Annotated in this window: 25 protein-coding genes and 6 pseudogenes; 11 read left to right on the forward strand and 20 right to left on the reverse strand. The window is 67.7% G+C overall.

Features of this window, described 5'->3' with window-relative positions:
• Positions 1 to 111: 111 nt before the first annotated feature.
• Positions 112 to 261, reverse strand: a pseudogene (locus ACK8N7_RS00605) (telomere-protecting terminal protein Tpg); the annotation flags it as partial.
• Between the two features lie 206 nt (positions 262 to 467).
• On the opposite strand from ACK8N7_RS00605, the gene ACK8N7_RS00610 reads away from it, so the two are divergent.
• Positions 468 to 989 carry a hypothetical protein gene (locus ACK8N7_RS00610; protein ID WP_500440354.1) on the forward strand — a complete coding sequence of 174 codons (522 nt, stop codon included), beginning with the start codon at positions 468 to 470 and terminating at the stop codon, positions 987 to 989.
• A 152-nt stretch (positions 990 to 1,141) separates the two neighbouring features.
• On the opposite strand, the gene ACK8N7_RS00615 is transcribed toward ACK8N7_RS00610, so the two are convergent.
• From ACK8N7_RS00615 to ACK8N7_RS00645, 7 genes are all read right to left on the reverse strand, one after another.
• Positions 1,142 to 1,303 carry a hypothetical protein gene (locus ACK8N7_RS00615; RefSeq protein ID WP_500440355.1) on the reverse strand — a complete coding sequence of 54 codons (162 nt, stop codon included), beginning with the start codon at positions 1,301 to 1,303 and terminating at the stop codon, positions 1,142 to 1,144.
• 388 nt (positions 1,304 to 1,691) lie between these two features.
• Positions 1,692 to 2,744, reverse strand: coding sequence for an RHS repeat-associated core domain-containing protein (locus ACK8N7_RS00620; RefSeq protein WP_500440356.1), 1,053 nt, complete (start codon positions 2,742 to 2,744; stop codon positions 1,692 to 1,694).
• Between the two features lie 234 nt (positions 2,745 to 2,978).
• The gene (locus tag ACK8N7_RS00625; RefSeq protein ID WP_500440357.1) at positions 2,979 to 3,851 is read right to left on the reverse strand and encodes an IS3 family transposase; all 873 of its coding nucleotides are present in this window, start codon (positions 3,849 to 3,851) and stop codon (positions 2,979 to 2,981) included.
• Positions 3,848 to 4,159: an IS3 family transposase gene (locus ACK8N7_RS00630; protein ID WP_032774357.1), complete on the reverse strand. Its 312-nt coding sequence runs from the start codon at positions 4,157 to 4,159 to the stop codon at positions 3,848 to 3,850. The genes ACK8N7_RS00625 and ACK8N7_RS00630 overlap by 4 nt, the downstream gene beginning before the upstream one ends.
• A 366-nt stretch (positions 4,160 to 4,525) precedes the next feature.
• Positions 4,526 to 5,002 carry a hypothetical protein gene (locus ACK8N7_RS00635; protein ID WP_500440358.1) on the reverse strand — a complete coding sequence of 159 codons (477 nt, stop codon included), beginning with the start codon at positions 5,000 to 5,002 and terminating at the stop codon, positions 4,526 to 4,528.
• A gap of 219 nt (positions 5,003 to 5,221) precedes the next feature.
• Entirely contained in the window at positions 5,222 to 5,485 is a 264-nt protein-coding gene (locus ACK8N7_RS00640) for a hypothetical protein (protein ID WP_403218764.1), read from the reverse strand.
• 448 nt (positions 5,486 to 5,933) lie between these two features.
• Positions 5,934 to 6,641 (reverse strand): hypothetical protein, encoded by a 708-nt coding sequence (locus ACK8N7_RS00645; RefSeq protein WP_500440359.1) that lies wholly within the window; start codon positions 6,639 to 6,641, stop codon positions 5,934 to 5,936.
• 89 nt (positions 6,642 to 6,730) lie between these two features.
• On the opposite strand from ACK8N7_RS00645, the pseudogene ACK8N7_RS00650 reads away from it, so the two are divergent.
• Positions 6,731 to 6,922 (forward strand): annotated as a pseudogene (locus ACK8N7_RS00650) (IS5/IS1182 family transposase); the annotation flags it as partial.
• A 41-nt stretch (positions 6,923 to 6,963) separates the two neighbouring features.
• Here ACK8N7_RS00650 and ACK8N7_RS00655 read toward each other — a convergent pair.
• Positions 6,964 to 7,215 (reverse strand): annotated as a pseudogene (locus tag ACK8N7_RS00655) (transposase family protein); the annotation flags it as partial.
• Between the two features lie 67 nt (positions 7,216 to 7,282).
• Positions 7,283 to 7,483 (reverse strand): annotated as a pseudogene (locus ACK8N7_RS00660) (helicase associated domain-containing protein); the annotation flags it as partial.
• Between the two features lie 247 nt (positions 7,484 to 7,730).
• Here ACK8N7_RS00660 and ACK8N7_RS00665 point away from each other — a divergent pair.
• Together ACK8N7_RS00665 and ACK8N7_RS00670 are read left to right on the forward strand one after the other, a co-directional pair.
• On the forward strand, positions 7,731 to 7,985 hold the full coding sequence (locus ACK8N7_RS00665) for a galactose oxidase early set domain-containing protein (protein ID WP_403218839.1): 255 nt from the start codon (positions 7,731 to 7,733) through the stop codon (positions 7,983 to 7,985).
• A gap of 241 nt (positions 7,986 to 8,226) precedes the next feature.
• Positions 8,227 to 11,481 (forward strand): phosphoinositide-specific phospholipase C-related protein, encoded by a 3,255-nt coding sequence (locus tag ACK8N7_RS00670; RefSeq protein WP_403218768.1) that lies wholly within the window; start codon positions 8,227 to 8,229, stop codon positions 11,479 to 11,481.
• Here ACK8N7_RS00670 and ACK8N7_RS00675 read toward each other — a convergent pair.
• Positions 11,465 to 11,917: a hypothetical protein gene (locus ACK8N7_RS00675; RefSeq protein ID WP_500440360.1), complete on the reverse strand. Its 453-nt coding sequence runs from the start codon at positions 11,915 to 11,917 to the stop codon at positions 11,465 to 11,467. The two genes, ACK8N7_RS00670 and ACK8N7_RS00675, sit on opposite strands and share 17 nt — an antisense overlap.
• Before the next feature lie 437 nt (positions 11,918 to 12,354).
• On the opposite strand from ACK8N7_RS00675, the pseudogene ACK8N7_RS00680 reads away from it, so the two are divergent.
• Positions 12,355 to 12,507, forward strand: a pseudogene (locus ACK8N7_RS00680) (IS5/IS1182 family transposase); the annotation flags it as partial.
• A gap of 19 nt (positions 12,508 to 12,526) precedes the next feature.
• Here the strand turns inward: ACK8N7_RS00680 and ACK8N7_RS00685 are convergent.
• Positions 12,527 to 13,132: a peptidase inhibitor family I36 protein gene (locus tag ACK8N7_RS00685; RefSeq protein ID WP_500440361.1), complete on the reverse strand. Its 606-nt coding sequence runs from the start codon at positions 13,130 to 13,132 to the stop codon at positions 12,527 to 12,529.
• Positions 13,133 to 13,222: 90 nt separating this feature from the next.
• A complete protein-coding gene (locus ACK8N7_RS00690) occupies positions 13,223 to 14,197 on the reverse strand; it encodes an AraC-like ligand-binding domain-containing protein (RefSeq protein WP_403218774.1) in 975 nt (324 codons plus the stop codon).
• Positions 14,198 to 14,923: 726 nt separating this feature from the next.
• On the opposite strand from ACK8N7_RS00690, the pseudogene ACK8N7_RS00695 reads away from it, so the two are divergent.
• The 5 genes and pseudogenes from ACK8N7_RS00695 to ACK8N7_RS00715 all read left to right on the forward strand — a co-directional run.
• A pseudogene (locus ACK8N7_RS00695) lies at positions 14,924 to 15,166 on the forward strand (transposase); the annotation flags it as partial.
• A gap of 84 nt (positions 15,167 to 15,250) precedes the next feature.
• Positions 15,251 to 16,294, forward strand: a complete 1,044-nt coding sequence (locus tag ACK8N7_RS00700) for a site-specific integrase (RefSeq protein WP_403218778.1) — start codon at positions 15,251 to 15,253, stop codon at positions 16,292 to 16,294.
• Between the two features lie 2 nt (positions 16,295 to 16,296).
• Positions 16,297 to 16,773, forward strand: coding sequence for a hypothetical protein (locus ACK8N7_RS00705; protein ID WP_403218780.1), 477 nt, complete (start codon positions 16,297 to 16,299; stop codon positions 16,771 to 16,773).
• Between the two features lie 243 nt (positions 16,774 to 17,016).
• Positions 17,017 to 17,385, forward strand: coding sequence for a hypothetical protein (locus ACK8N7_RS00710; RefSeq protein ID WP_403218782.1), 369 nt, complete (start codon positions 17,017 to 17,019; stop codon positions 17,383 to 17,385).
• A gap of 17 nt (positions 17,386 to 17,402) precedes the next feature.
• Positions 17,403 to 18,413, forward strand: coding sequence for a quinone oxidoreductase family protein (locus tag ACK8N7_RS00715; RefSeq protein WP_393849624.1), 1,011 nt, complete (start codon positions 17,403 to 17,405; stop codon positions 18,411 to 18,413).
• A 340-nt stretch (positions 18,414 to 18,753) separates the two neighbouring features.
• Here the strand turns inward: ACK8N7_RS00715 and ACK8N7_RS00720 are convergent, their stop codons facing one another.
• Together ACK8N7_RS00720 and ACK8N7_RS00725 are read right to left on the reverse strand one after the other, a co-directional pair.
• On the reverse strand, positions 18,754 to 19,326 hold the full coding sequence (locus tag ACK8N7_RS00720) for a Tn3 family transposase (protein ID WP_403218785.1): 573 nt from the start codon (positions 19,324 to 19,326) through the stop codon (positions 18,754 to 18,756).
• Between the two features lie 538 nt (positions 19,327 to 19,864).
• On the reverse strand, positions 19,865 to 20,437 hold the full coding sequence (locus ACK8N7_RS00725) for a TetR/AcrR family transcriptional regulator (RefSeq protein ID WP_403218786.1): 573 nt from the start codon (positions 20,435 to 20,437) through the stop codon (positions 19,865 to 19,867).
• 48 nt (positions 20,438 to 20,485) lie between these two features.
• Between ACK8N7_RS00725 and ACK8N7_RS00730 the strand changes: the two genes are divergently transcribed.
• Positions 20,486 to 21,472, forward strand: a complete 987-nt coding sequence (locus tag ACK8N7_RS00730) for an NADP-dependent oxidoreductase (protein WP_457810845.1) — start codon at positions 20,486 to 20,488, stop codon at positions 21,470 to 21,472.
• Between the two features lie 161 nt (positions 21,473 to 21,633).
• Here the strand turns inward: ACK8N7_RS00730 and ACK8N7_RS00735 are convergent, their stop codons facing one another.
• The 5 genes from ACK8N7_RS00735 to ACK8N7_RS00755 all read right to left on the reverse strand — a co-directional run bounded on the left by ACK8N7_RS00735 (position 21,634) and on the right by ACK8N7_RS00755 (position 24,566).
• Entirely contained in the window at positions 21,634 to 22,527 is an 894-nt protein-coding gene (locus ACK8N7_RS00735) for a recombinase family protein (protein ID WP_403218788.1), read from the reverse strand.
• A gap of 48 nt (positions 22,528 to 22,575) precedes the next feature.
• Positions 22,576 to 23,001, reverse strand: a complete 426-nt coding sequence (locus ACK8N7_RS00740; RefSeq protein WP_457810846.1) for a zinc finger domain-containing protein — start codon at positions 22,999 to 23,001, stop codon at positions 22,576 to 22,578.
• 18 nt (positions 23,002 to 23,019) lie between these two features.
• Complete coding sequence (locus ACK8N7_RS00745) at positions 23,020 to 23,256, reverse strand: hypothetical protein (protein ID WP_500440362.1); 237 nt, start codon at positions 23,254 to 23,256, stop codon at positions 23,020 to 23,022.
• On the reverse strand, positions 23,253 to 23,453 hold the full coding sequence (locus tag ACK8N7_RS00750; RefSeq protein ID WP_403218792.1) for a hypothetical protein: 201 nt from the start codon (positions 23,451 to 23,453) through the stop codon (positions 23,253 to 23,255). The genes ACK8N7_RS00745 and ACK8N7_RS00750 overlap by 4 nt, the downstream gene beginning before the upstream one ends.
• A 774-nt stretch (positions 23,454 to 24,227) precedes the next feature.
• Complete coding sequence (locus tag ACK8N7_RS00755) at positions 24,228 to 24,566, reverse strand: MerR family transcriptional regulator (protein WP_500440363.1); 339 nt, start codon at positions 24,564 to 24,566, stop codon at positions 24,228 to 24,230.
• Positions 24,567 to 24,954 lie beyond the last annotated feature (388 nt).

The raw sequence follows: 24,954 nt of genomic DNA on the forward strand, positions 1-24,954 counted from the left end.
ATCGCCCACCCCGGCAAGCATCAACTGGCCAACGGGGCAAGCCGATACGCGACCGAGCCCCCGGACCAGTAGCGGTCCGAGGGCTCGCGGGCTGTCCGGACGGAGGGGCTGCTACAGGTCGAACTCAAGGTGCTCGATGTCCGTGAACCTGACCTCGTCCAGGGAGCCGGCGCGGCGGCCGCCGTCCTGGAAGTAGACCTCCTTGAGTGCTTCGGCGGCGATCTCCTGGAGGCGGGCGTCGGACGCGCCTTGTTTGCGAGCTCCGCCAGCTGCTCGAACTCGCCGACACCCTCCGCCCTCTCGCGGAACTCCAGAAGCCGGCTGACGAACCCGAACCCGACGTTGAGGCCGGCGCACCGGTGCCGGTGGCGTCTGGGGCTCCGGAACACAGTCTCGAACCCGGCGACGACCCCGCCGCCACAGCGGCACAGCCACGCTCATCCGACACCGACTCCCAGGGGGGAACCATGGAGAGCAATCAGCAGCAGCCGCAGCCCGAACCGGGACCGGAGCGCCGGGGCCAGGACGACGCTCTCAAGCACGCGATCCAGGCCGCCTACCAGGGCAACAGCACGCCTGCTGCACCCTCGTCCGCCCCTGCGCAGACCGGTGGCGAGGACCCGCGGGTCCACCACGGTGTCCTGCTGCTGAAGGCGGCCGGGGTGGCGTCCGTGGACCTGGTCGCGCACCGCGACACCTGGGAGTGGCTCACCGCCCTGGCCGTCGACCACGATCACTTCCGCACCCCGCCCTCGGTCGAGGACGTCAAGGAAGGACGCGTCCAGACGGTCCTGTCCGGCCGCTCCCTCATCGGTCTGCTGATCAAGCTGTGGGACACCCGGCACGCCACCACCCCGCTGGAGGCGGACTGGGCGCTGGCCACGACCGCCTACAACCGCATCGCCGCCGAACTCACCGGCGTCGACGGCGAAGGCCAGACCATCCGCATCGTCCTGGACGACGGCCTCCCCCACGAGACCGGCGACTGACATCACCGCCGCGCACCGGCCAGCGGTCGTGCGTAACGGCTTGGACGGCCGCCCGCCGTGGCACAGCAGGAAGCCCTCACCGATCAGTGGTGAGGGCTTCCTGCAGTACAGCGTGCGACGGGCGAATCCCCGTGGCCCGCGCTACCCCTTGGTCAGGGGGGTTCGGGGTCAGGACTGCTGGTGTCCTGGCTGGCGTGGAAGCGCGCCCAGGATGCGCGCAGTCGCTGCCCGGCTGCGCGGTATGTAGTGGCCCGGAACTTCGCATGCAGCCTGCGGTAGAGCAGATCGACACCGTCGTACGCAATCTCCTCCACACACATATAATAAGCCGGGCTCAATGAGCGGAGGCAGAGCGGATGTGCTCCGCTCCGCCCCGCCCAGTAGGGCGCAACTATCGTGTTAGGGGATCAGCGCGCCACGTGCTACATCAATTGTTCTCCGAAGGGACATGCTCGTTCCGTATGCATGTCCAATGGTGCTTGTGCGCGAATACTCCGGATGCGATCAGGAGAATCCATCCGGCATCGATCAGTCCGGCTCCTCCAGCGCCACCTTCACGCCACGTGGGCCACGTTCGTGTGAGCTCCCAAATCCATACAGCGGCAGCAGCTGCGAGAAAGAGAAGCGACAGTTTCCCTTCCCGTGAAGAAAGGACGGGTTTTCTAGACACAACACACCTCCGGGAGGTCGGAACTACGAATATTATTGATGCCAGGCATAGTTGCACCCGTAGCAGTGGTAGTAGGCGACTATTTTGGTTCCTCGCTTCGGATACCACTTCAGCAGGTATCCCAGGTACCAGGCGTAGAACTCTGCAGCAGCCCAGACAACGGCTGCCACTAGCATCGCCCTTCCCGGGGACACCCCTCCGGCTAGGGTCGCGATCGCAGCGGCAACAGCACCGAGCTTGGGAAGCCCGGCCAGAGTGTCGATGAGCCGGTCGGTCTTCTTTCGGCTCAGTTTCAGTGTGCAGCTCCACGTGCTGCACTTGAATGATGTTTTATTGTATTTTGCGATTGCCTTGCGGCCGTCCAGGTCGAACTTGTTGACCGGGTCGGCTGGGTATGTATAGGCGTTGGCATTTCCGCCGTACACGGAGTCGGGGCTGAGGAAACGTCCCGTGACGGGATTGTAGAGGCGCACGCCCATGAGGATGGTGCCTGTGACAGTTTCGGTGGAGCGTTGCTTTCCGCCGAGCCAGCCGTAGCGGCTGGCTGCTGTCTCGCTCTCGGTATTGCCGAACTCATCGTATGCGAAGGCGACCGACGCCATGGACGTGTCGAGCGGGAGTTGAACGGTGACGTCGCCGTGGATGTTGGTGAGCTGCAGAACAGTGGTGCCGGTGGCGGTGGTGGCGGCCGCCAGGGAGCCGCTGATGCCTCGGACGTTGCGGGTGATAGCGCCCGAGGTGTCGTCCTTGATCCAGTCAGGACTGTCGGAGTTGCCACCGTAGTGATTGGTCTTCGCGCCGGTAGTGCTCCAGGTGCCAGCGTTGTCAGTTTCGGTGGTCCAGGTGGCTAGGCGTCCGGCTGCATCCAGGTTCCAGGTCTGGCGGTTCGCGCCGGCCGTCTGCTGCCGGACGAGGTCGTTGGCGTAGTAGCCGACGGACACACCGGGGGCCTGGGTGGTGCGGCCAAAGGCGTCGTAGACGATGCCCGTAGCGATGAGCCGGTCCGCGCTGTCGTAGCCGCTGGTGGTGGTCGTCGCTCCGGTGGAGGTGCAGGTCGCGCCGGGGGCACTTGCGGCAATGGCCAACGCGGTCCGGTTGCTGTTGCCGTCGAAGCTGTAGTTCCGTCGGGTACAGGTGCTGTCGGGAGCGGTGTTGTCTGCTCGGGTGAGCCGTCCGAGTTTGTCGTAGGTATAGGCGCGGGCGTGCGTTTCGGTAGTGAGTGTCAGAGGACGGGCGGCACTCAGGGCTTACCCACGCCTGGCACGGGCTCCCAACCGACTGAGCTTGTTCCGCTTTGACGGACACCATTGGTGTGGTGGTCAGGCTGTGAGTGCGGTCTCGTACTCGGCGGGGCTGAGGTAGCCGAGGCTGCTGTGCAGTCGGTGCAAGTTGTACCAGCCCTCGATGAAATCGAAGATCGCGGTTCGGGCGGCGGCCCGGCTGGGCCAGGCGGAGGTGCCGAGCAGTTCGCGTTTGATGGTCGAGAAGAACGACTCGGCGAGCGCGTTGTCCCAGCACTGGCCGGTGCGGCCGACCGAGAGTCTGACCCCGAACTGGGCTGCCAGGGAAGCGAATTGCTGGCTGGTGTATTGACAGCCGCGATCCGAATGGAAGATCACGGGGTGGGTGGGGCGACGCTGCCGGCAGGCGGCTGTCAGCGACTCGGCCACCGGTTCGGTACGCAGGTGATCTGCGGTTGCCCAGCCGACTACGCGCCGGGAGGCGATGTCGATGACCGTGGCCAGATAGAGCCAGCCCTCCTCCGTCGGGACGTACGTGATGTCGCCGCACCAGCGGGCATCGAGCCCGGCGCGGTCGGGCTGGAAGTCCCGGACGATGAGGTCGGGACGGAAGGCAGCCCTGGGATCGGGGATCGTGGTCACGTGCCGTCGTCTGCAGTGCCGGCCCTGCAGCCCGGCGGCCCGCATCAGTCGTGCGACACGACGACGGCCACACCCGGCACCCTCGCGCTTGAGCACGGCATGCACGCGCGGGGACCCGTAGGTTCCGCGGGACTTCGCATGGGCCTCGAGAATCTGCTCGGTCAGCTCGGCATCCCGCAACGCGCGGGGTCCGGGCAGGCCGGAGCGACGGGCATAGAAGGCGGTCCGGGAGACCTTCATCAGCTCACACGCCCGTTTGACGCTGTGACCTGCGCGCTTCTCCGCCTCGATGAACGGGTGCACCGTCACCGGGTCTCCTTCGCGAAGAAAGCTGTGGCCCGCTTGAGGACGTCGACATCCTCACGCAGCCGGCGGTTCTCCCGCCTCAACGCGGCCAGTTCCTCGCGCTCGCTGCTGGTCAGCCCGTTGCGCTCGCCCGCGTCGACCTCGGCCTGCTTCACCCAGTCCCGCACCGCCGTCTCGGTCAGTTCGAAGTCTCTGGCGACCTGCCCGACCGAGCGGTCACCTCGTCGGCACAGACCGACGATCTCGGCCTTGAACTCCGGCGTGAACGAACGACGAGGGCGGCGAGGCTTCTTCTTCCCCATGCTCTCCATGATGGACATCCTCCCGGGGCAGAACCCCAGATCTCGAATGTCCGTCAAAGCGGATCAAGCCCAGTACGGGGTACCGGGGCCGTGGCAGGTGACCGTGGCGCCATCCCCTGGCCTTGTTCACGAGAACCGGCTCTGGCTCAACTTCTGTGGTGTCAGCTCGATGATCGGTGCACTGGAACTCCGAACGATGGAATTCAGCATGTCAGTCCATTGACCGACGCGGGCGCGGGCGCATACGGCCAAGCTCCACAGAAGTTGAGCCAGAACCCAACTCGGACCAGGCACAAATTCCGTGAGGCCGATCAACGGGGTTCGGCCTCCGTGACGCAACGTCATCTGGGCCCGTCGTCGACGTTCAGGACGGGGTTATCGGAGCGGTCCTTGTTCGTCGATGGACACGGTGGGCGTGGAGAGGAACACATCGGCGTCTACCGGGCCGTAGGCGATATTGAACGTGTCCAGCCAGTACGACCAACCCCGGATCCCCAGTGCACTGCTGAAGCGGTAGTTGAGCTGCCAGCGCACCCACTGGCCGGGGTCGAGTCGCACTGCCGGGGGCCGTCGCGGCCGGGGCGGCAGGGCAAACATGGGCTGGACTCGCGGGAAGACCCGCAGCCGTCCGTCGGCTTCCCGAAGCTGGACATCGACTTTTCCGCAGTCTTCCTGGGTGACATAGGGCTTGAAGCCGTCACGCTCATGCATGCGAATCACGTGTGCGGAGGTGGTGGTCTCGGCAGGCAGGAGGGCGAAGCCGATCGGGGTCGCGTTCCTGCGCGAAGCAGCTTCCCCTCCCCGGGACTCCTTCGTCCAGGACGTCCGTATCCACTGGACGGTGATCTCCATGGCGTACTCCCGCCGGGTTGTCGAGAGAGTCACTCTATGTCGCTCTCAAGAATCACTAGACCTGTCCGGTTGTGGTTACTGGCTGTGCGGCCAGGCGGATGGCGGTGAGGAGGACGCGCTTGCGGAGGAGTGGGAGTTTGGCCCGGCCGAACATCTGGCGCTTGATCATCTTGATGTGGTTGACCCGGCCTTCCACCGGACCGGAGTTCCAGCAGGTGGTCAGGCCCTGAACGACCGCGTCCCAGTCCTTCTCTCAAGGCCGGTGGCGAACGTGTGGAGTCCGGGCAGATCGTCGGCGCGGGTGGCAGTGATCCAGCCTTTGAGGTGCTGGCCGGAGCGGGCGGTGAGGATTTCGGCGAAGGCGCGGACGTGTCCATGGTGCGCCCGCGCTGGAGGAAGACGGGGGTCTCCGAGCAGCTGCACGAAGCTCTGCTCGCCGACCGGGTCGAGGCCCTTGCCGTACTGCTTGTCGACCCGGGTCACCCCAGGGTCGTGGACCTGTACGGAAGCTGGGGGTACCGCAGGGTGGGGAGTCGGCGGCCATTTGCGGACAGCCCGAACTACGCGGTGATGGTGCGGGACCTGACCGGTCTTTCGAGTCGCTGACGCCGAACGAGCAGACGGCGCCCGATCGCCTGGCAGTGGAACGGTCGTGCCCTGTCCAGCCGCACCCGCATGGCTGCCTTCACCACCCGCCGGGCGAGCGGCGGGCGTACGACCCTGACGTGGAGGAGTCCGGCCGGACACTGGTGAGGACCGGTCCTCCGGATTTGGCGGGCCCGCTTCGGGGCGGCAGCGGGGTGCAACGGCATGACGGGACCTCTTGGCGGGACTGGGCTTCGACACCGCAGTTGTTACCAAGAGGTCCTGGCCGTGCACGTCGCTTCGCCGATTCGAATCCGTCCCCGACGATCAGTTCGTTCACGGGGTCTCAGGTCAGGGGTTCGGCCAGCTCCGGGATGTACCGGACGTCCTTGAGGGGCGCTGTGGGCTGTGCGCCAAACTTTTCCACAACGGTGCCGCTGGTGCCGACGTGCACGACCTGGAGGGCGACGCGGGTGTCCTGTTCGCGCAGGTCGATCCGCACGCGGAAGGAGCCGTCTTCGGGCTTCATGTCCACGATTCGCTCGTCGGGGTATCCGGCGCGCTTGAGTGTGGCTCGCACCGCGGCGGCGTTCTCGCCCGTGCCCTTGAGGGCGGTGGTGACGTGCGCGGCGAACCTGTCCGCGTAGCAGGCCTCGGGCTTGGTGAGCGTGACCGGCTTCAGGATGTTCCCGTCGGGCATGGGCGGCACAGGGTCGTCGGTGGCGGGCGGATCGGCGGAATCGGGGTCGACGGGCAAGGGGAGGCGGTCGCCGGGCTTGCCGGTGGGCTTGCTGGAGGGGCCTTGGGGGACGGTGGGGACGTCGCTGGGGCCGAGGGACTTACCGGTCTTGGTGCCGTCCAGCGACGGGCAGCCGTCGGTGATCTTGAGGGACAGCTTCATGAAGTCAAGCTGCGGATTGTCGGCGTCCCCACCCTCGGGTACGGAGGCGACCTTGTCCGTCTCGATGGTGGTGGCCGGGAAGGTGCTGGAGCAGGCGGTGAGGGTGAGTGCGCCCAGAGCGAGGGCGGCTGCAGTGTGTGCTATTCGGGGCATGACGTCAACTTAAAGTCGCATGCTGACATGGCCATGAGTACGCGTGCTCATCTCGAAGAGGACGAGTTGGCTCGGGCCGCATAAGCCGCCAACTCACCACCGAGCAGCAGACGTTCAGCAAGGTGATCCGTGGCGTCCACAGTGTCTCCGAGTGCGCCAACGCGCTGCCCAAGGTCACCTTCAAGGCCCTGCGCCGGGTCAGCCTCGACCCCGGGAGCATCACCCGAATTGCCCGAGCCGCCCTCGTCCTGCTCCATCCGGAGCACGGCCGCACCACCTGACCGAAGATCACGAACCGTCACGAGACGTTACTGAGCCTCTTTCATCCTCTGTAGTCGCAGGTCAGTAGGGTGTGGACGGCTTGGACGATGGTGCCGATACGGCGGGTGGAGCATCGGGCTCGTCGGAGGATTCGCCAGGTCTTCAGTTGTGCGAAGGCGCGTTCGCCAGGAGCTCTCAGCCGGGCGTGGTCCCGGTTGAACTGCTGGTAGTGCTCGGGCTGTTCGCGGTGGTGGTAGTAGGGGGTGCGGAAGGTAGCGCCGGCGCCCTGGTAGGCGCGGTCGGCCAGGACGAGGGGGCCTCCCCCTGTCACAGGCTGCGAGGAAGTCCACCCACACGCTCTCCTTCGGAGACCAATCCACCCCCAGCTCCTCCAGGGCCGCAACCCGGTCTGCGGACAACCGCCCCCGGCGGCGCTTGTGACGCAATTCCACCAGCACCGATCCGAGCGCAATTCCGTCCGCAGTCCGGTACACGGTCGGTACGTCCACGTGCCCGTGTTCGGCACGGTAGGCGCGCAGCGCAGCCAGGTTCGCGTCCGGGTTCGCCTGGCCCGGCACCATCACCCCGATGGCGCGCAGTCGTGTTGCTGCCGCGCGCCCCAGGCGGCGTTCGCCCCTGACGGCCGAGGCGAGCCACTGTGCCGGCCGCGCCTGTGTGTCCAGGTACTTGAAGTCCTGGGGGATGTCTGTGTGCCCATGGGCGGCGTGGAAGCGCTCCACCGCGGCAATCAGGTCGGCCTGTTGTTCCGGATGAGTCCAGCGGAAGCCGAGGTGGTCGAGGGCGGCGGCCTCCTCAGTCGACAGGGCGCTGACCGTCACCACCGGCGGCCCGGTCGTCTCCTTCGTCCTGATGCGGGCCGTGGCCGCGACCCACTCCACGGACAACGCCCAGCGGCGCGTCCCGCTGACCTCCGCGCCCGCAGGCACCGGCGCGTACACGGTGTCCCTCCCGGCCGACAAGGGTGTGGTCCTGCCGGGCACGTACATGCTCTTCGCCCTGGACGCCCAGGGGGTGCCCAGCACCGCCCGCTTCATCACCGTCACTGACCCCGCGGCGGGATGACGGCAGAACCGCGTGACGGCCGAACGGCGGCTATGGGCGGCTTGATCACTCTTCGTTCACCTCGGGGTAAAACCCCGTCACTTTACGGCGCTAGAGTGCTCGTTCCCAGGTTGGAGGATTTCCGTCCGGTTCAGGTGCGGAACCGCCTGGCCAGCCGGGGTGCTCGCGCCGAGCCGGGCCCCGCGGCCCGGGCGGCAGGCCGGGGTCCCACCTGCCGTTCCGAGAGAGAGTGCCTCCTCCCATGTTCAACAGAGATCGCCGCAGCATGCGGCTGGTCTTCGCAGCCGTGGCCGCGCTCACGGCCGCGCTCGTCGCCTCCGTCCTCCCAGGGGCGGCCGTCGCCGCGCCGGGACCACCCAACCGGCTCGGGCCGGTCCAGATGCAGAACGCCGTCAACGGCCTCGCCGTCGACGCCGAGGCCGGGGACATGGAGGAGGGCCGCAAGATCCTCCAGTTCACGTACGGCGGCCGGCACGGGCAGCAGTGGTGGTTTGAGGCCGCGACCGGCTCCTCGTACTACCTGAAGAGCAACGTCAACGGCGCCTACTGCATCGGCCTCGACGGCACGCTCGCGGTCCTGAAGCTGTGCGGCGGCGACGGTACGACCTGGGAGTTCGACCAGGTCCAGGCCGATACCTACCTGCTGAAGACGCCCGGCGGCGAGCAGTACCTCACGTCCCCCACCACGGCGGGCGGCAGGTCCAACAGCGGCGTCCAGCTCGCCCTCGGCAGCCGCGCCGAAGCCGACACCGGCCGCGGCCACTGGCACCTGACCGACCTGGTGCTGGAGGAGTACACCCCGCCGGCCGACCCGCGGCTCGACCAGGCGACGTTCCTCACCACGCACAACGCCTTCAACTCCTACGGGGACGGCTTCGTCTTCCCCAACCAGTCCCGCAGCATGGCCACCCAGCTGGACGAGGGCGTCCGCGGCATGATGCTGGACGTCTACGACGGCAGTGAACCCGAGGATCCGCTGCGCATGTGCCACGGCACCTGCGTGGTCGGCGGCAACCGGGTCTTCCAGGACGGACTGGCCGACATCGTGACGTTCCTGCAGAAGGACGCCGACGCTGTAGTCACCGTCTTCATCGAGGACAGGGTCACCGACCGGGCGAAGATGGCCAGCGAGATGGCCGCCATACCCGGCCTGAAGGAGCTGGTCTTCGACCCCGAGGTGCAGGGGGTGGCCACCCACGGCTGGCCGACCCTGTCGCAGATGAAGGGCTTGGACAAGCGGCTACTGATCTTCTCGGACCACAGTGACGTCCCCGAGGTCGGGGTCCGCCTCCAGCGCAACTGGACGGTCGAGAACTTCTGGAGCATGGGCGGCCTCGCGGGCAACAAGGACTGCTACACCCGCTGGGACGAGATCCCGCTCACGCGGCAGGAGCCCGGCTTCACCCGGCTGTTCGTGATGAACCAGTTCCGCGACGCCCCCACCGCCATCACCGCCGCCATCGACAACGGCGACTCCCTGGTCGACCGGGCGCTGAACATCTGCGGCCCGGCCGCCCGCAAGACGCCCAACTACGTCGCCGTCGACTTCTACGAGCTGCCCCTCGGCGGCTCCACCCACCGCGCCATCGAGACCATCGGCCGCCACCGGTACACCTCCGAAGCCGCCGCGAACCCGAACCCGCCCTCCCAGCTCCTGAGCGCCTACAACCGCAAGGCGCAGCTGCCCGGCATGCCGAACTGGTCGGCCGCCGGCTACCGCGGCGGCAGCCCGCTGCCCGGCGAGGCGCAGCACACCGGTGACGAGGCCTGCCGCATCACCCCGGAAGAGCTCGACGGCACCTACGGCGTCAAGCCGGACGACGAGGCCGACGACTCCGCCGGCCTCCAGCGGGCCATCGACGACATCCGCACCCGGTGCGGGGGCGCCGCGCAGTTCGAGCGGCTGTCGCTGATCACCCTGCCCGCCGGCAAGCTGAACGTCAGCCGCCAGATCGCCGTGGACGCCAGCTACCTGACCATCCGCGGCCAGGGCAGCGACCCGGCCCGGCCCGGGGGCACCCGGATCGTGTTCCGCCCCGACGACAGCACCAAGTACGACACCCTTACCTCGGACGGCAGCCGCTGGGACCAGGACGCCATGTCCTACGGGTCGGGCGCGGACACCGGCAAGGGCGGCTGGATGTGGCCCGGCCGCGGCCTGTTCCGCGTCTCGACCCGCGAGGTCGCCCCCCGGTACGCGGACGAGCTGGCCGCCGCCCCCGCCAACCGCAAGGACCTCTTCGAGGGCTCGGTCAACCAGCACTGGGCCTCGGGCGTGAAGCTGCGGACCTCCGCGGCCGCGCCGGGCTTCTCCGCGAAGGAGGGCGACCGGGTCGTCCACCTCGACGCCAAGGCCGACCCGGCCCGCTTCCCGGTCGGCGGGCACGTGTGGGTGGGCGCTGCTAACAGCCGGAAGTTCTACGCCCTCCAGAGCGCCACGGACGAGGGCCGGTACGAGAACCTGCACATGCGCCAGCAGGTCTTCCGCATCAGCTCCGTCGATGCGGCGAACCGTACGCTGACCCTGGACAAGCCGCTGGAGTTCGACCTCCCGGTGGACTCCACCTCGGACGGCTCCGCCGCGATCGACGGCACCGTCTATCCCAGCAAGGTCACCCCGCTGAAGATGGTGGTCGGCGTCGGGTTCGAGAACTTCTCCTTCACCCAGGACATGCCCGGGATGACCCCCGAGCAGGCCCGGCACAACTACGGCAACCTGGCCCCCGCGTACGCCATGCACGGCCTGGTCTTCAAGTGGGCCGCCGACTCCTGGGCCCGCGGCGTCCGCGCGGAGATGACCGGATCGCACCCGATCGTCACCGAGGTCGCCAAGAACCTCCAGTTCGAGCGCAACCACCTCGACGGCGCCTGGAACAAGGGCAAGGGCGGCAACGGCTACTTCCGCGGCAGCCGCGTCTGGGACTCCCTCTACGCCCTCAACACCACCCGCAACCTGCGCCACTTCACCCTCCAGTGGTCGGCCTCGGGCAACGTGGTCTACGGCAACGACTTCGACTCCGACCTGAACCTCCACGGCGGCTGGGAGCGCCGCAACCTCTTCGAGAACAACACCGTCCGCGTGCCGTACGAGCACTACTCGGGCAACTGCACCGCCCGCTGCGGCGGCGAGGGCGGCGACGTCGAGGCCGGGACCTGGTACCCGATCTGGTGGGCCGCCGGAGCCAAGGCGCTCAAGTGGTCCGGCTCCTCCGGCCCGCAGAACGTCTTCCACAACAACACCCTGTCCAAGCAGCTCACCCCGGGCGGCCCGTACACGGACTACCTGCCGTACGGGAAGACGGGCGCGGGCGCCCAGCCGGTCTACCAGTTCGGCTCCGCGCCGGGCGACCCGTCCCGCTTCCAGCACCTGACCCAGGGCGGCAGCCCGATCGCCGACTGGAACGGCCGCGAGAAGGCCGACTTCACGGCGGGCGCGGGCGTGGACTCCACCCACACCGCACCGCTCACCTCCGTGTTCCTCAGGAACGCGGGGTAGCGGCAACCCGCTGAACGCACGGCCCGGGCAGTCCGTCTGCCCGGGCCGTCGCGTTCGATACGAGCGCGTCCCGACACGGGTGCGTCCCGCCGCGGGCGCCTCCTGACACGGGTGCGTCCGCACCCGGAGGCGGCTGCATAGGACCGCCGATGGTCCGGTGCAGGTCAGGGCAGTGGGCGAGGAGCTGGGACTGGAGGTGGGCGGCCAGGGCGCGGGCGAGCCAGGCGTCGACGTCGGCTTGGACGTAGCCGCCGGCGCGCCGGGTGAGCTCGTCACGGACGGCTTCGTCGCCGTCGCGGGGCTCGGTCTGCTCCAGGGTGCCGAGCTCGCGCACCGCCTGCCCGCGCTCATCATTGGCCAGGTCTTCGTGCCGGGAGTCCTGCCGGGCCCCGAAGTAGGCGTCATCGAGCGCGGCAGCGGCCTCCATGTGCGTCATGCCCCGGGCGCGTCGGCGCACCGAGCCGCGGCCCACCTTCGCCTGGTCGACTGCCTCACGGGGCGCAGCAGCGCGTGGGGGCAGCGGTCGACGGATACCGCCGCCGGGCGGCCACATTCTGGTCACCTTCGGCCTCGCATTTCAGGGGGGAAGAAGGGGGACGGGCCGCCGTCAGAGCGCTGTCCGGCAGCCCGCTGGGAATCGGATCTCACCTCTACAAGATCTTCCCCACACTCGGCATCACCGCCAGAAAACAACTCGCCACCACCGTCTCGGGCGTCACCGCGGCCACGTCTCCCGCTCGGCATCCGCCGTGCCGTCACTCCGCGATCGCCGGTGAACCTCTCCCGTGATGACATCGCCTCTCCGCCTCCATGAAGTACGTGAGGTGATGGCCTGAAGGAGGACCAGTCCGCCAACGGTAGAAGAAGGGCGGGGAACGCAACAGCGTTGAGCGCCTGATCAACAAGCTGAAGGCCTGGCGAGGCATCGCCACCCGCTACGACAGGACGCGCGAGAGCTACCTCGCGAGCCTCCAACTCGTTGCCTCAATGACCTGGGTCGACGGCCTGCTCAAGGCCTCCGAGTGATCACGACATCACACAGGCCCTAGCAGGGGCTGAGATAGTAGACCCAGTCCCAGGGGGCGTTGCTGTCCTGGCTGTACCCTCCGGGCGAAGTCCAGCCGAGATTGGCGTTGATGTCGTAGAACTTCGCCCGCAGGTGAGATGCCTGGTTGTTCTTCCAAGAGCCGTTCTGGCTCCACGGAATGCTGTTCAGCGTGTTGCAGTCGTAGAAGCTCAGGCGGGCACCCTCGAAGTTCGGGAGTGCGAACGCGCATACGTAGGTGTACGTGCAGGTGCCGGCCGCGGCGATCCGCGCGCCGTTCTTGTCGGCGAGATCACGGGCGTACTTCTCTCCGGGCAGCGGGATGAGCAGTTCACCTCCGGCGCGGGTCACGATCTTGTTGATCGCCACCTGGGTGCCGTCTGTCTTGGCCAGGTACTCGTCGGCTGTGCGCTGAAGTCCTGCCGCCTGGGCGCTGGTCAGCCCCAAAGAGCTCGCCTGCGCCGCGAACCCCGGGGTGCCATTCCGATCGGCTGCCGGGGAAGCAGCGGCCGCACTCGTTGTGGCCGCCAAGGCAAAGAGCATCGTCATCACTGCGACGACGCCCCTCCCCCACGCGATGGATCTGAACGTTCCTTGCTCTTCCACGGAATTGCCCCTCTGATCGACGACGTGTTTCGCACTGGCCACAACATTGCTGTGTACGACCGCCGCCGTCATTGGCAAAGAGCGCAGCCTTCATTCACGATGCGCGCGCTGGTACTCACCGGGCGTCACCCCGAAGGTGGTGCGGAACAGGCGGTTGAACGTGGCGGCGTTGACCAGGCCCCACCGCGCGCCGATGTCCTGCACAGGCATCGCGCGCAGCCGGGGGTCGGCGAGGTCCACGCGGCAGCGTTCAAGCCGCAGGCGGCGGATAGTGGCCGCCACGCTATCGTCGCGGCCACGGAAGAGATGATGCAGGAGCCGTACGGAGATGTGGTGCTGCGCGGCGACGGCACGGGGGGTGAGCCGGGTGTCCGACAGGTTGTCCCGGAGGAACCTGTCGACCCGGGCCAGCAGCATCGCGTGCCGCGCCTCCGGCGACAGGTACTCCTGGGCATCGAGGTGGTGGGCGAGGAACCCCGTCGCCAGGTCGAGGCTCGCCCCGCCGAGCCGCTCCCGTTCGGTCGCGTCCAGCACGGACGCCTCGTGTACCACGGAGTCGAGGAACTGGGCCATCACCCGGCCCATCCCTGACCTGGCCGGGATGCCGACGGCGAGCAGCCGGTCGATCTTCGCCTCGGGCAGCGGCACCAGCGCGCGCGGCAGGTGCAGGATGATCGCCCGCGAGTCCCCGATGACGGGGCCACTCTCGGCCTGGCCGTTGTACGGGCGCGACGACGTCCACATCGCGAAGTCGCCCGCACACAGCCGAGTCTCGTTGCGGCCCTGGCCCACCACCATCACGCCAGCCAGGATCAGCGTCAGCTCGTACGTCTCGGGGTCGGAGCGGCGTATGAGCCCGGCGGTTCGCTCCGACCGGAGCCCGGGGAAGGACATCGTGGTGATCTGAAGCCGCCCCAGGTCCAGCGACCCCGCGCTGCCCGCGAAGTCGGCGGCGTGGTCGCTGGTGATCCGGGTCGGCGCCACCCCCCGGGCGACCACCTCGCGCCACCAGTCGAACCGGTACTCTGCCGGTAAATCCGCCGTGTCGAACTCCGTGAACGCCATAGAAACCCCCGTACGCCGTGCGCCTACCGTGGATGTGGCACCTCGGTGGCCTTCCCAGCGTCGGCACCTGCTACGACCGGCGAGCAGCCGTCTGCCGCAACATGGCCGGTGGTGGCCCAGGATTGGCTGAGGTGACCTGAGGTACAGGGGAAACCCGGCAGTGCAGGAGCAGCGCGTGGACATACACCATCTGGCAGTGCTGTAGATCAGAAGATCATGCGCTGCCAACTCGGTTGAGACGGGACACCCTGCGGTCGTCGACCACCTGCGATCCGCTTTGGACCTACCGACGGGGGCCGCCAAGGCCGTCGGCGGCGCGAAGACGGTCGAGGACCTCCTGGATGCGCTCGACGAGCAGGAAGAGCCCTCGTCCGCGGCGTCCGCGCTGTCAGACCGCATCCGGATCTGGCGAGGCTGCGACCTCGGCTTGTACGTGTTCGACGAATACGCCACCCCGTTCACTGCTTCACGGACTACGACACGATGCCCGGCAAGGCTTCGTTGCCCGATCTGATTCGGCGGCGAGAATCAGACCTCAAGCGCGGTGAGCTCGCCCTGCTGAGCTTGCTAGATATCGCGAGAGTGCGCCCCGAGGACTTCCAGGACTCTGACCAGCACGAACGACTCATCCGCGAGCTGGAGAATGCGGGCAACGTCACTTCGGACGAGGCCTTCGGCTACTGGCCGCAGAACAAGGAGCTGGAGGTCCAGCTGAAGGTGCAGGGCCTCGTGGCCGAGCGGGAGTGGCTGTCGGTGTTCCTCCTGCCCGCCTACTCACCCGACCTGAACCCCGTCGAGTGGGTATGGGCCCACGTCAAACGCAGCCTCGCCAACCTCGCGGTCATGGCCCTCGACCGCCTCGAAACCCTCGTCCGCAACCGCCTCAAACGCCTTCAATACCGGCCCCACACACTCGACGGCTTCATAGCCGGAACCGGCCTCACCCTCGACAACCCAGCCTCACCCTGAAGCGCCGAAGTCAGTAACCGGGCCCAACAGGCCGCCCGGGCACTGGGAGAGGCCCGCGGCTGGAGCCGCTGGATCACCAGTGACGTGAACCGAGCCCTGGTCATCATGCTGTCCGGCTTCCGCGAAGGTGAGTCGATCCGGTACTCCGAGCTCTTCCCGGCCCTGCGCGTCCGTGGGCTTCCCGTCGTGCGGATCGCCGAAGTTCTCGACCGTCTCGGCCTGTTCACCGACGACCGGGCACCCGCAGTCGACCGGTGGTTGGAGCGAAAACTCGACGGGATGCCCCCGGGCATCCATCGCGCCGTCGAAGCCTGGATCCGCACCCTCCTCGACGGTGGCCCGCGGTCCGAGCCTCGCTCCCGGCACACGGCATGGGCTTACCTGGGCGAGATCCAGCCGGTGCTGCTGGAGTGGTCGAGCCGCTACGACCACCTGCGAGAGGTCACCCGGGAAGACATCATCGCGGTCCGGTACGCTGTCACCGGCAAACAGCGCGAGAGCCGGATCGTCGCGCTGCGGTCGCTGTTCCGGCACGCGAAGAAGAACGGCCAGATCTTCCGCAACCCCACGATCCGCATCCGTGTCCCCCGACAGACCGGTGGCGTCCTCCAAGCCCTCGTCCAGGCGGACATCGACGAGGCCCTCGCCGCCGCCAGCGCCCCAGACATCCGGCTCATCGTCGCCCTGGCCGCCGTCCACGCGGCACGGCCGAAGATGATCCGGACGATGCAGCTGGACGACGTCGACCTGGACAACAGGCGCATCACCGTCGGCGGCCACATCCGCCCACTCGATGACCTCACCCGCCGTGCCGTCCTGGACTGGCTCGACCACCGCCGCAGCCGCTGGCCGAACACGGCCAACTCCCACCTGTTGATCACCCAGAAGACCGCCGTCGAACTCGGCCCGGCCGGCAAGCTCTGGACCACCCGAGCCACCCGCAACCTCACCGCCACCCTGGAACGGCTCCGCGTCGACCGACAGCTCGAAGAGGCCCTCACCCACGGCGCCGACCCGCTCCACCTCGCGCTCGTCTTCGGCATCGACGAGAAGACCGCCATCCGCTACGGCGACGCCGCTCGGCAGCTTCTAGCATCAGAAGCCGAGAAACACCACGGGAGGTCATAGGCATGCGCATCTCAACCGACGACGGCCGATTCGGTCTGATCTTGACCCCAGCAGGTGACCCCTGGGATGCGCGTTTCTTTCGTTTCCAACTCATCGTGGACTCGATCATCATGGGCGATTCAGAGCCCTGCATCCTCGGCTCGATGATGCTGACACTGCAGAACATGGCCAGGCTCGAGGACCCGCGTCTGGCCCAGCCCGACGCTGACCCTGCCGCGACGCTGTCCGTGTTGCTCTCCGATGCCGCCCTAAACGATCCATCGCTGCTGGGGGCCGCCGAGTCCCTCGACCATTGCCTGGTCCGCGGGTATGTCCACGGCACGAACGCGATCGTGATCGGCGAGCCCGCCGAACCGCCAGTGGGGACGCGCACGCCCCACGTCGCAGTCATGTCGCTGCACGACTTTCAAGCGATCGTCACAGCCGCCGCCCACTACTGGGGTGTGACCCAGATACGGCAGAAACCCGCCAGAACTTGATCTTGGGTTGAGCCGGTGGTTTACCACGTCATGCGTTGGGCTGTCGTGGCTACGGGCCTTCTGCCTCGCGGCATGATCTCGGGCGGCACGATGCGGCGCGGGTGCCTGGAACGTCGTTGGCTACCGGATCTTGCGGGGCGTGGGGATGACTTCGATCGAGCGGACTGCGTATCCGCGTTTCAAACGGCTGGTCAGTGCGCATGAGCTGCATCTGTTCTTCGCGCCGACGCGGGAGGAGGCGGCGTGGGCGGCGGAGCGGATGGAGATCAGCTGGCCCTGCTGCTGGCGTTGAAGTCGTATCAGCGGATGGGCCGGTTCCCGAGGCCGGAGGAGTATCCGGAGGCGGTGGTCGATTTCGTGCGCCGCGCGGTGGAGCTGCCGGAGGCTACGCCGGTCCGGGTGGGTGGCCGTACGGCGGTGCGGAAGCGGCGGGTGGTGCATTCCTCGACCCTTGACGGCCTCGGTCTCCTGTCCCAGACCCGGGTGCAAAGCAGGCGTCTCAGCTCTCGGCGGGGGCGGCGGGCTGGTCTGCTTGCCGGGAATCGGATCGCCATCAACGGGGTTGGTGGGGATGAGCCGTTAATCGCCATCAACGGGGTTGGTGGGGGATGAGCCGTTATTGGAGGGCCATGCGAGCGATTCAGGTGTACGAAGTGGGCGGTCCCGAGGTGCTGCAGGAGGCCGAGGTGGACCAGCCGCGGCCGGGTCCGGGCGAGGCGATCGTGGAGGTCGCCGCATCCGGGGTCAACTTCCTCGACGTCTACCACCGCGAAGGCCGGTACAGCCTCCCGCTGCCCTTCACCCCGGGCGCTGAGGGCGCCGGCACGGTAGTCGAAGTTGGACCCGGCGTCGCTGACGTCGCAGTCGGGGACCGGGTCGGTTGGGTGGAGATTCCCGGCACGTATGCCGAGCGGGCCGTCGTGGACTCCTCCCGGCTGGTGCCGCTGCCCGACGATATCGACTTCGAGGCCGCTGCCGCCGTGCTCCTGCAAGGTATGACCGCGCACTATCTCGTCAAGGACGCCTACCCGGTTCAGGGGGGCGACACGGTGCTCGTGCATGCGGCTGCTGGTGGCATGGGGCTGCTTTTGACCCAGCTCATCACCCATCTCGGCGGCAGGGTGATCGGCACGACGTCGACCACGGCGAAGGCCGAGCTGGCGAAGCGTGCCGGGGCCGCTGAGGTGATCCTTTCCTCCGCAGTCGACGATCTCGCAGCCGAGGTGAGGCGGCTCAACGGCGGTCAGGGACTGCCGGTTGTCTTCGACGGCGTCGGCGCGCACACCTTCGATGCGAGCCTCGCCAGCCTGCGAACCCGCGGCCATCTCGTGCTCTTCGGCGCGGCAAGTGGTGCCGTGCCGCCGTTTGATCCGATTCGGCTCGCCCACGGCGGTTCGCTGACCCTGATCCGGCCCAGCCTCGGGGACTTCATCGCCGATCGGTCCGAACTGCTCCGACGGGCCGCCGATGTGTTCGAGTGGGTGCGCTCCAAGGCGCTTGAGGTCACCGTAACGGGCCGCTACGCATTGTCCGAGGCCGCCCAGGCCCACAGCGATCTGGAGGCTCGGCGTACCACCGGCAAGCTGCTCGTCGTACCCGATGCGGCCGCTATTGGACGCCGCGAGGAGACGCAGAGCTGATCGCGGGTGACGAGGTCGGGGATCTTGGAGACTGAGATGTCGAGGGCATGGCCGACCGTCATCGCCAAGATCCCCGACACCGTCGGGCACTCAGCAGGCCAAGATCAAGTTCTGGCGGGTTTCTGGCGTATCTGGGTCACACCCCCTACTGGGAAGAGGTTCAGCGTGATGCACGGCTCAAAACCCTTAACCGATGAGGCAGCACCTTGAGTTCACCCAGAACACGGGGTGCCGTTAACGAGCGGCGAACCAGGTGACAAGTAACCCACCAGTAGCTTTCAGATCAAAGGTCGGCCCCCTTGCCGGGACGTGGCGTGGGGGCCGAGTGGTGTTGCTGGCGTCAGGCGGCAGCCGGCTCGGGCTCCGGTTCCTGAGGGACGGGCTGAGCGAGCTGGAGGCGGCTGCCCATTTTCAGTCGCACCTCGCCATAGGGCTGGATGTGCATCCAGAACAGCGGGGTCAGGGCGCGTTTGTCCTCCTCGGTCAGGAGGTTCGCCCACTCCGGATCGGCGAGCATCTCCTGAATCATCAGCGTATTGACGAAGACGAGCGCCGTTTGGAGGAGATGGAGCGCGAGGACGGATAGTTCTTGCTGGTCACGGCGGTTGCTGCTGAGTTCGCCGCTCTTGCCGAAGAAGATGATGTCGTTGGCGCCGTTCCAGCCCTCGACGACGTTCAGCCCTTCTTGGATCTCGCGCTGCAGGTCGCGGTCTCGCAGGTAGCGGGCGACGAAGATGGTCTTCTGCGCGCGGCCGACTTCGAGCATGGCCTGGTAGACGGGGTGGGAGGCGGTGCGGGTGAAGCGCCGCAGGATGGCCTCGGTGGAGGCGGTGCCGACGCGGATCGCGGTGGCGTACTTGATGAGCTGGTCGTAGTTGTTCTCGATGACGTCCCAGCGGATGGGGCGGGTCATCGCGTCGGCCAGGCGCTCGTAGCTGTCCTCGTCCTCGCGGCTGTGAGTGGGATGAGACCTGGCGGATGTCCTGGTCCCCCGGTACTGAGCCCGGCGCCGTCCCGATCACTGCCATGCGCCACCCTGCTGCCTCGTCGGCGGGCGGTGACCTGCAGGAAATCCCGGTGAGAACGATCAAGGATCATCCCCGTTGCCAGGCCCCGCCGCGGGAGTACGCTCTCTTCCGCTGCGGCGGGTGTGCGACATCCCGTGAGTTCCTCCGATCCCTGGTGAGTCCTTGCCCCCGTGGCCAGGGTGTTCTGTCTCCTCGAGGTGTTCTTCGCGCTGGTGACGTAATTTCAGGGTTCTTGAAGTGTTCTCACTTCGTCCGACCGATCGGCGATCGGGGTGAAGGTGAGGAGACTCGGGTTGGTGCTGGCAGCTGTATGCGACCTGGGCGAGTTCCGCGATCCGGTCTCAGCAGAGGGACTGGAGCAGTTCGAGACCGACGCGCTCGCCGGGTTCGTTCTCGCGACAACTTCGGGAGTCGTGGGCCGATTCAGCGGGCTGTCGGAGCCGGCAGCGCGACCGTCTCACGCAGCTCGGCGGCGGCCTGGGCCATGAGCTGAGCGAGGGTGGTGTCGGGCTCGGCTAGCCAGCGGGGCATGGCGCGCCGGTGGATCGCCAGCACTACGTCGATGATGAAGCGTGCCTTGCCGGGCTCGACGCCGCGGCGCTCGAGCGCCAGCGCCAGCGCGTCGGCGATGTCGGCGAGCTTGATCAGATCGCGCTCAGCCAGTGCCGGGTTGGCGGCGATCACTCTTCCCCGGCGCAGCAGGAACTCGCGCGGGCGGAAGATCTCCTCGGCGGTTCCCAGTGCGGCCAGCAGCGCCTCGATCGGCGTGAGGCCCGGGTCAGCCGCCTCGACCTGGGCGACGAGGTGGGCCTCGAGTTCGTTACCGGCGAAGAGGACTTCCCGCTTGTCGGGGAAGTAGCGGTAGAAGGAGCGCTCCTTCAGACCGGCGGCGCCCGCGATCTGCGCGACCGAGGTGCGCTCGAACCCCTGTGTCTCGAACAGCTCGAGCGCCGCGCGCTCGAGTCGGCCTTGTGCGTCGGATTCCCATCTCGGCATACCCGCCAGGATACGACAACAGCATCTGTTGTCACGATGATATCGTCGATGACGACAGATGCTGTCATCACTCGGGAGATCGTCATGCAGGCTCTTCAGTTCGACCGGTTCGGGCCCCCGGACGTGATCGTGCTCCGCGACGTCCCACAGCCGGAGCCTGGACCCGGTCAGATCCGGATCGCCGTGCGGGCGTGCGGCCTGACACCGGCCGACTGGCACATCGTCGACGGTCTCCTCGCCGACCATCTGCCGCCGCTGCCGCGCGGGCTCGGCCTCGAGATCGCGGGCACCGTCGACGCGCTCGGCGAGGGCGTCACCGACGTCCGGATCGGCGACCGCGTATTCGGCCCGGCCACCTTCCACGGCCAGACGGCCGGCGCCGCCGAGTACGCGCTGATGCCGGCCTGGGCACGCATCCCCGAAGGTGTCACCGCCGAGCAGGCCGCCGCGCTGCCGATGGCGGCCGAGACGGCGTGGCGCGCGCTCGACGACCTCGGCGTCCAGCCGGGCGAGCTGCTGCTCGTCCACGGCGCGGGCACCACCGTGGGTGAGACAGCGGTGCGCTTCGCGCTGCACCGGGGTATTCGGGTGATCGCCACCGCCGGGCCGACCCGGGCCGCGGCCCTGGAGGAGATCGGCGCCCAGGTGACCGCCTACGGCGAGGACATGGCAGGACGTGTCAGGGCACTGGCCGGAGGCCGCATCGATCGTGCCCTCGACGCGACGCCGACCGGGGGCCGGATCGACCGCGCCGACCAGCCCAGCCCGGCCGGCGGCTCACTACCGACCCTGATCGAGCTGACCGGGGATCCCGACCGCGTCCTCACCGTCTCGGACTTCGCCGCCGCGGCCGAGCTGGGCGTCCGGACCACCACCGAGATCCGCTATGAGCAGATGGACGAGTTCGCCCGGCTCGCCGGCGAAGGCATCTTGGTCGTACCGGTCGCCCGCACCTACACGCTCGACCAGGTCCGGGAAGCGGCCGAGCTCAGCCAGTCCCGCCGACCCGGCGGCAAGCTCATGCTCGTCCTGTGAACACCCTGCCGGCCTGACAAGCGATAGCACCTCGACGAGGAACGGGCTCAGCACTCTTTTCCAGACCAACCTCAAAGCCGCTCCCGCGTGTTCGCCGCGAACCCACGGGTCAACCCCCGAGAAGGACGTCCTTGAACCCTCGGGTTCCCGCTGAAGAACCTTCAGTTCCCGCGAACTCGCGGGGATCCTCGGGCTTGGGGAACACCGGTACAGCGGTGGGCGCTGAAAACGATCATGGGCTTGGCCAGCAGCTTGGCGCCGGAGGAGGCCCAGTTCTCGTATAGCTGCCGCCAAGTGGCGAGTAACACTGCGTAACTACACGGGGCTGCGGTCGCGTTGCCGAAGAGCGGCGAAGTCGTCGTGCGCCGCCTCGACAGCCTCGGGGTACGCCTGCTTCTTCTGTGCTCGGCGAGCGCCCGGTAGATGCTGGCCACGGACGGGCTCTGTCCCTTGCGCTTGCCGGTGGGGATGATCAGGTCGGGCTGGATCTGCTCGACGGACTCGCCGAGCGCTTTCCGGCGGAGCACGGTGTGCAGCATGTCGTCGGTGATGACCGGGGGCCGGCCGCCGTACTTGCCCTTGCGGGCCGCGGCGTCGAGCCCTTCCAGCGTCGACTCGCGGATGGTCTCCCGCTCGGTCTCCGCCATCGCGGCGAAGAAGCCGAACAGCAGCTTGCCAGGCCCGGTGGGGTCGTAGATGCCGGGCAGCGGTCCGGCGAGCATCTCCAGCACCAGGCCGTGCTCGGTCAGATGGTCGGCGAGGGCGGTGAGCTCGGCCGCGTCCCGTCCCAGCCTCTTCATCTCGTACACCGTGAACAGGACCCGGCAGTGTGGGGCGTGTGCCTTGATCTCCCGGGCGGTCTTCAGCGCCTCCTCGAAGGCGGGGCGGACCTTGATGCGGGTGCTGATCTTCTCGCTGAAGATCTTCTCTCGCTCGATGCCGTGATTGGCGAGTGCGTCCAGCTGCGAATCGAGTTCCTGCCCGAGCGTTGAGCAACGGGCGTAGCCGATACGGATGTCCGCGCTCGGCAGGTCCGGATCGACGGCCGCGGGCACCGGAGCCCCGGGCCGCCACGGCTGGCCCGGCCCGCGGTCGGCCGGCGTCTACACCCGCAACTCCTTCGCGAGCTTCGGCACCTTCGTGAAGCGCCCGGTGTGATAGGCGGAGGCGACCGCGCCGGAGCGGGAGCGGCACGGCGAGCCGGGAGCCGCCTTGCACTTGGGGCACGGATGGCGTTCGACGAGATCGGCTTCCGACCCGGCCGGCAAGGAAGACTCTTGAGGGTCCGTCACACACCGGATTTTCGCACAACGCAAGTCGCAGAACCCCACTCCTGCCCTTCTTGAGTGAGAACGGCTTCTGCGACCCGATCCGGGAATTCGCGGTCTCCGGACGCCTCTATTTGATCTTGCTCGGGCAAAGGACCGTTTCTGAGAAATAAGCTCTGCCGGACGTCCGCCCGAAGCCCGCACGTCCGAGCGGACCTCGGCCGCTGAGTCGGTCAGTGTCAAAAGTTCTGACAGCAACACCGGTTTCCTGGTCCGTTCCTACTCGGACCCCGGACTCTCATGGGCAGCGGTGACAGTGCGGTGGGTCCACCACATCTCATACCAGCGCGAGGCGCTGGCCCGGTCCTGGTGCACGGGATAGAGAGTCAGGTCCGCGTGCGTGCGGCCGCTCTCGGCGGGCCAGGTGGCGACTTCACTGAGCGCCGCGCGCAGGAGCCTCACCGGAGTGTGATCGTTGAGGCCCTCCACGAACAGGGCGACGGGCAATGTCTTCATCGCTGAGCCTCCAGCAGGGCGTCGATGTCGGCGATCCGGGCCAGCAGTCGCGCACGCTCGGCGCGCAGCGCCTCCAGGTCCACCGGCTGCTGGTCCGGGACGATCTCGTACGAGTCGGCCTCTTCGGTCTCCAGCGCCCCTCGCGGCAGGTCCCGGATCTCCACCACCACGTCGTCCCCTGCGTTGATCTGGCGCACCCTCCGCAGGGCTCTGACCTGCGGAAATGATCAATGGATTGGCATCCCAGGATGCCAATCCATGACGCCTATGGTCATGTCGCGTGGGGTAATCGAAGGAACCTCAGGATTCCTTCGCGGACGCCCGCCGACATGTCGTCACGGGTCACCGAAGGAATCCTCGCCGCGTCCTTGGCGCAGGACAAGGGGGACGCGGGTTGCGGGAAAGAAGGGGTGTTTGACCGTAGAGATCAGGGAGACCTGAGAGACAGCTCGGGACGGCCCTTTTCATTCCCCGCCGATGGGGGCCGACCAGCTGCGGCTCCTCCGGCGTGACGAAGCCCGCCGGAGGAGCCGGCCCCGGACAGAATCCGGTCCGTGCTTCCCCCCCGTTCGACGTTGTGCCGGTGGGTCCCCGGCGCGTTCAGATCGCCTGGCGGTCAGGTCAGGAGATCCGAGAAGCAGTGCCTAGCCCCGCAACCCCCAGCTGGTGAATCTGGGCATCACCGTGACGGCCCGAGCTGGTGGTGGGCTACCGCGCCTTTTGAAGCAGTCGGGAAGCGGCCGCCCGGAAGGCTGCCGAGAACAAGCAGCGAGCGCGATAGGGCTGCCGGTCGGATCCTCGCGCTGACGCCGGAGCGGGTGAAGCACCTGTCCGAGGCCGAGATGCAGTGATCGAGGGGCATCGGCGTCACCGCGGCCGCCGCGCTCGCGTCGCGACTGTGCAAGGTGTTGATCACCGGCGGGTACGCGTGTAGCCCGCCGGTATTCCGGCGGGCGCGCAGAGTCCGAGTTTCAGGCCGCGGGCGGTGTGCTGCCCGGCTTGATGCCTTGGCGGTGTTCGGCGTTGATGCGCTGAGCTTCTTCGAGCTGGTCCTCGAGGATCACGATGCGGCAGGCGGCCTCGATCGGGGTGCCGCCGTCGACGAGCTCACGGGCCCGGGCGGCGATGCGCAGCTGGTAGCGGGAGTAACGGCGGTGGCCGCCCGGCGAGCGAAGCGGGGTGATGAGGCGGGCCTCGCCGATGGCGCGGAGGAACCCTTGTGTGGTGTTGAGCATTTCTGCTGCCCGGCCCATGGTGTAGGCGGGGTAGTCGTCGTCGTCGAGTCGGCCGAACGAGTCGTCTGCTGTCATCTGTACCTTCCTGTGGAACACGCGTTGGAGGGGCCCTGGTGCCATTGGCACCAGGGCCCCGAAGGAACTGCTACACCATCGGCCGGCCATGATCGGCTGTGCCAGCCTTTCTTGTTCCGCATTCCCACCTGGGAGAGGTAGGGGGTTGCGGGGATCGCGGTTGCTTGACCGGAGACCACCTCACTCACGATGTCCTGCGGTACCCGGGCCCTGTACTTCCGCCCGGGCGATCCTGATGGCGCTCAACTCCTCCGTTCTTACCCTCTGAATCACTTACTGGTACTGCTTCACTGCGTACTACTTGGGTGATGCGTACTGCTCGGTGACCTGTGAAAGCGCCACTCCTTCGGCAGCCAGCCCCGTCGCCCGTGATGCAACTGCCCTGGCT

Origin of the sequence: Streptomyces griseobrunneus (genome assembly GCF_046713465.1) — a bacterium.
Taxonomy (GTDB): Bacteria; Actinomycetota; Actinomycetes; order Streptomycetales; family Streptomycetaceae; genus Streptomyces; species Streptomyces microflavus.

Excerpts from the sequence above, each read along its gene's own strand:
- ACK8N7_RS00610 (WP_500440354.1), top strand. The coding sequence starts at position 468 with ATGGAGAGCAATCAGCAGCAGCCGCAGCCCGAACCGGGACCGGAGCGC.
- ACK8N7_RS00630 (WP_032774357.1), bottom strand. The coding sequence starts at position 4,159 with ATGGAGAGCATGGGGAAGAAGAAGCCTCGCCGCCCTCGTCGTTCGTTC.
- ACK8N7_RS00635 (WP_500440358.1), bottom strand. The coding sequence starts at position 5,002 with ATGGAGATCACCGTCCAGTGGATACGGACGTCCTGGACGAAGGAGTCC.
- ACK8N7_RS00645 (WP_500440359.1), bottom strand. The coding sequence starts at position 6,641 with ATGCCCCGAATAGCACACACTGCAGCCGCCCTCGCTCTGGGCGCACTC.
- ACK8N7_RS00670 (WP_403218768.1), top strand. The coding sequence starts at position 8,227 with ATGTTCAACAGAGATCGCCGCAGCATGCGGCTGGTCTTCGCAGCCGTG.
- ACK8N7_RS00675 (WP_500440360.1), bottom strand. The coding sequence starts at position 11,917 with ATGACGCACATGGAGGCCGCTGCCGCGCTCGATGACGCCTACTTCGGG.
- ACK8N7_RS00690 (WP_403218774.1), bottom strand. The coding sequence starts at position 14,197 with ATGGCGTTCACGGAGTTCGACACGGCGGATTTACCGGCAGAGTACCGG.
- ACK8N7_RS00705 (WP_403218780.1), top strand. The coding sequence starts at position 16,297 with ATGCGCATCTCAACCGACGACGGCCGATTCGGTCTGATCTTGACCCCA.
- ACK8N7_RS00715 (WP_393849624.1), top strand. The coding sequence starts at position 17,403 with ATGCGAGCGATTCAGGTGTACGAAGTGGGCGGTCCCGAGGTGCTGCAG.
- ACK8N7_RS00720 (WP_403218785.1), bottom strand. The coding sequence starts at position 19,326 with ATGACCCGCCCCATCCGCTGGGACGTCATCGAGAACAACTACGACCAG.
- ACK8N7_RS00725 (WP_403218786.1), bottom strand. The coding sequence starts at position 20,437 with ATGCCGAGATGGGAATCCGACGCACAAGGCCGACTCGAGCGCGCGGCG.
- ACK8N7_RS00730 (WP_457810845.1), top strand. The coding sequence starts at position 20,486 with ATGACGACAGATGCTGTCATCACTCGGGAGATCGTCATGCAGGCTCTT.
- ACK8N7_RS00745 (WP_500440362.1), bottom strand. The coding sequence starts at position 23,256 with ATGAAGACATTGCCCGTCGCCCTGTTCGTGGAGGGCCTCAACGATCAC.
- ACK8N7_RS00755 (WP_500440363.1), bottom strand. The coding sequence starts at position 24,566 with ATGACAGCAGACGACTCGTTCGGCCGACTCGACGACGACGACTACCCC.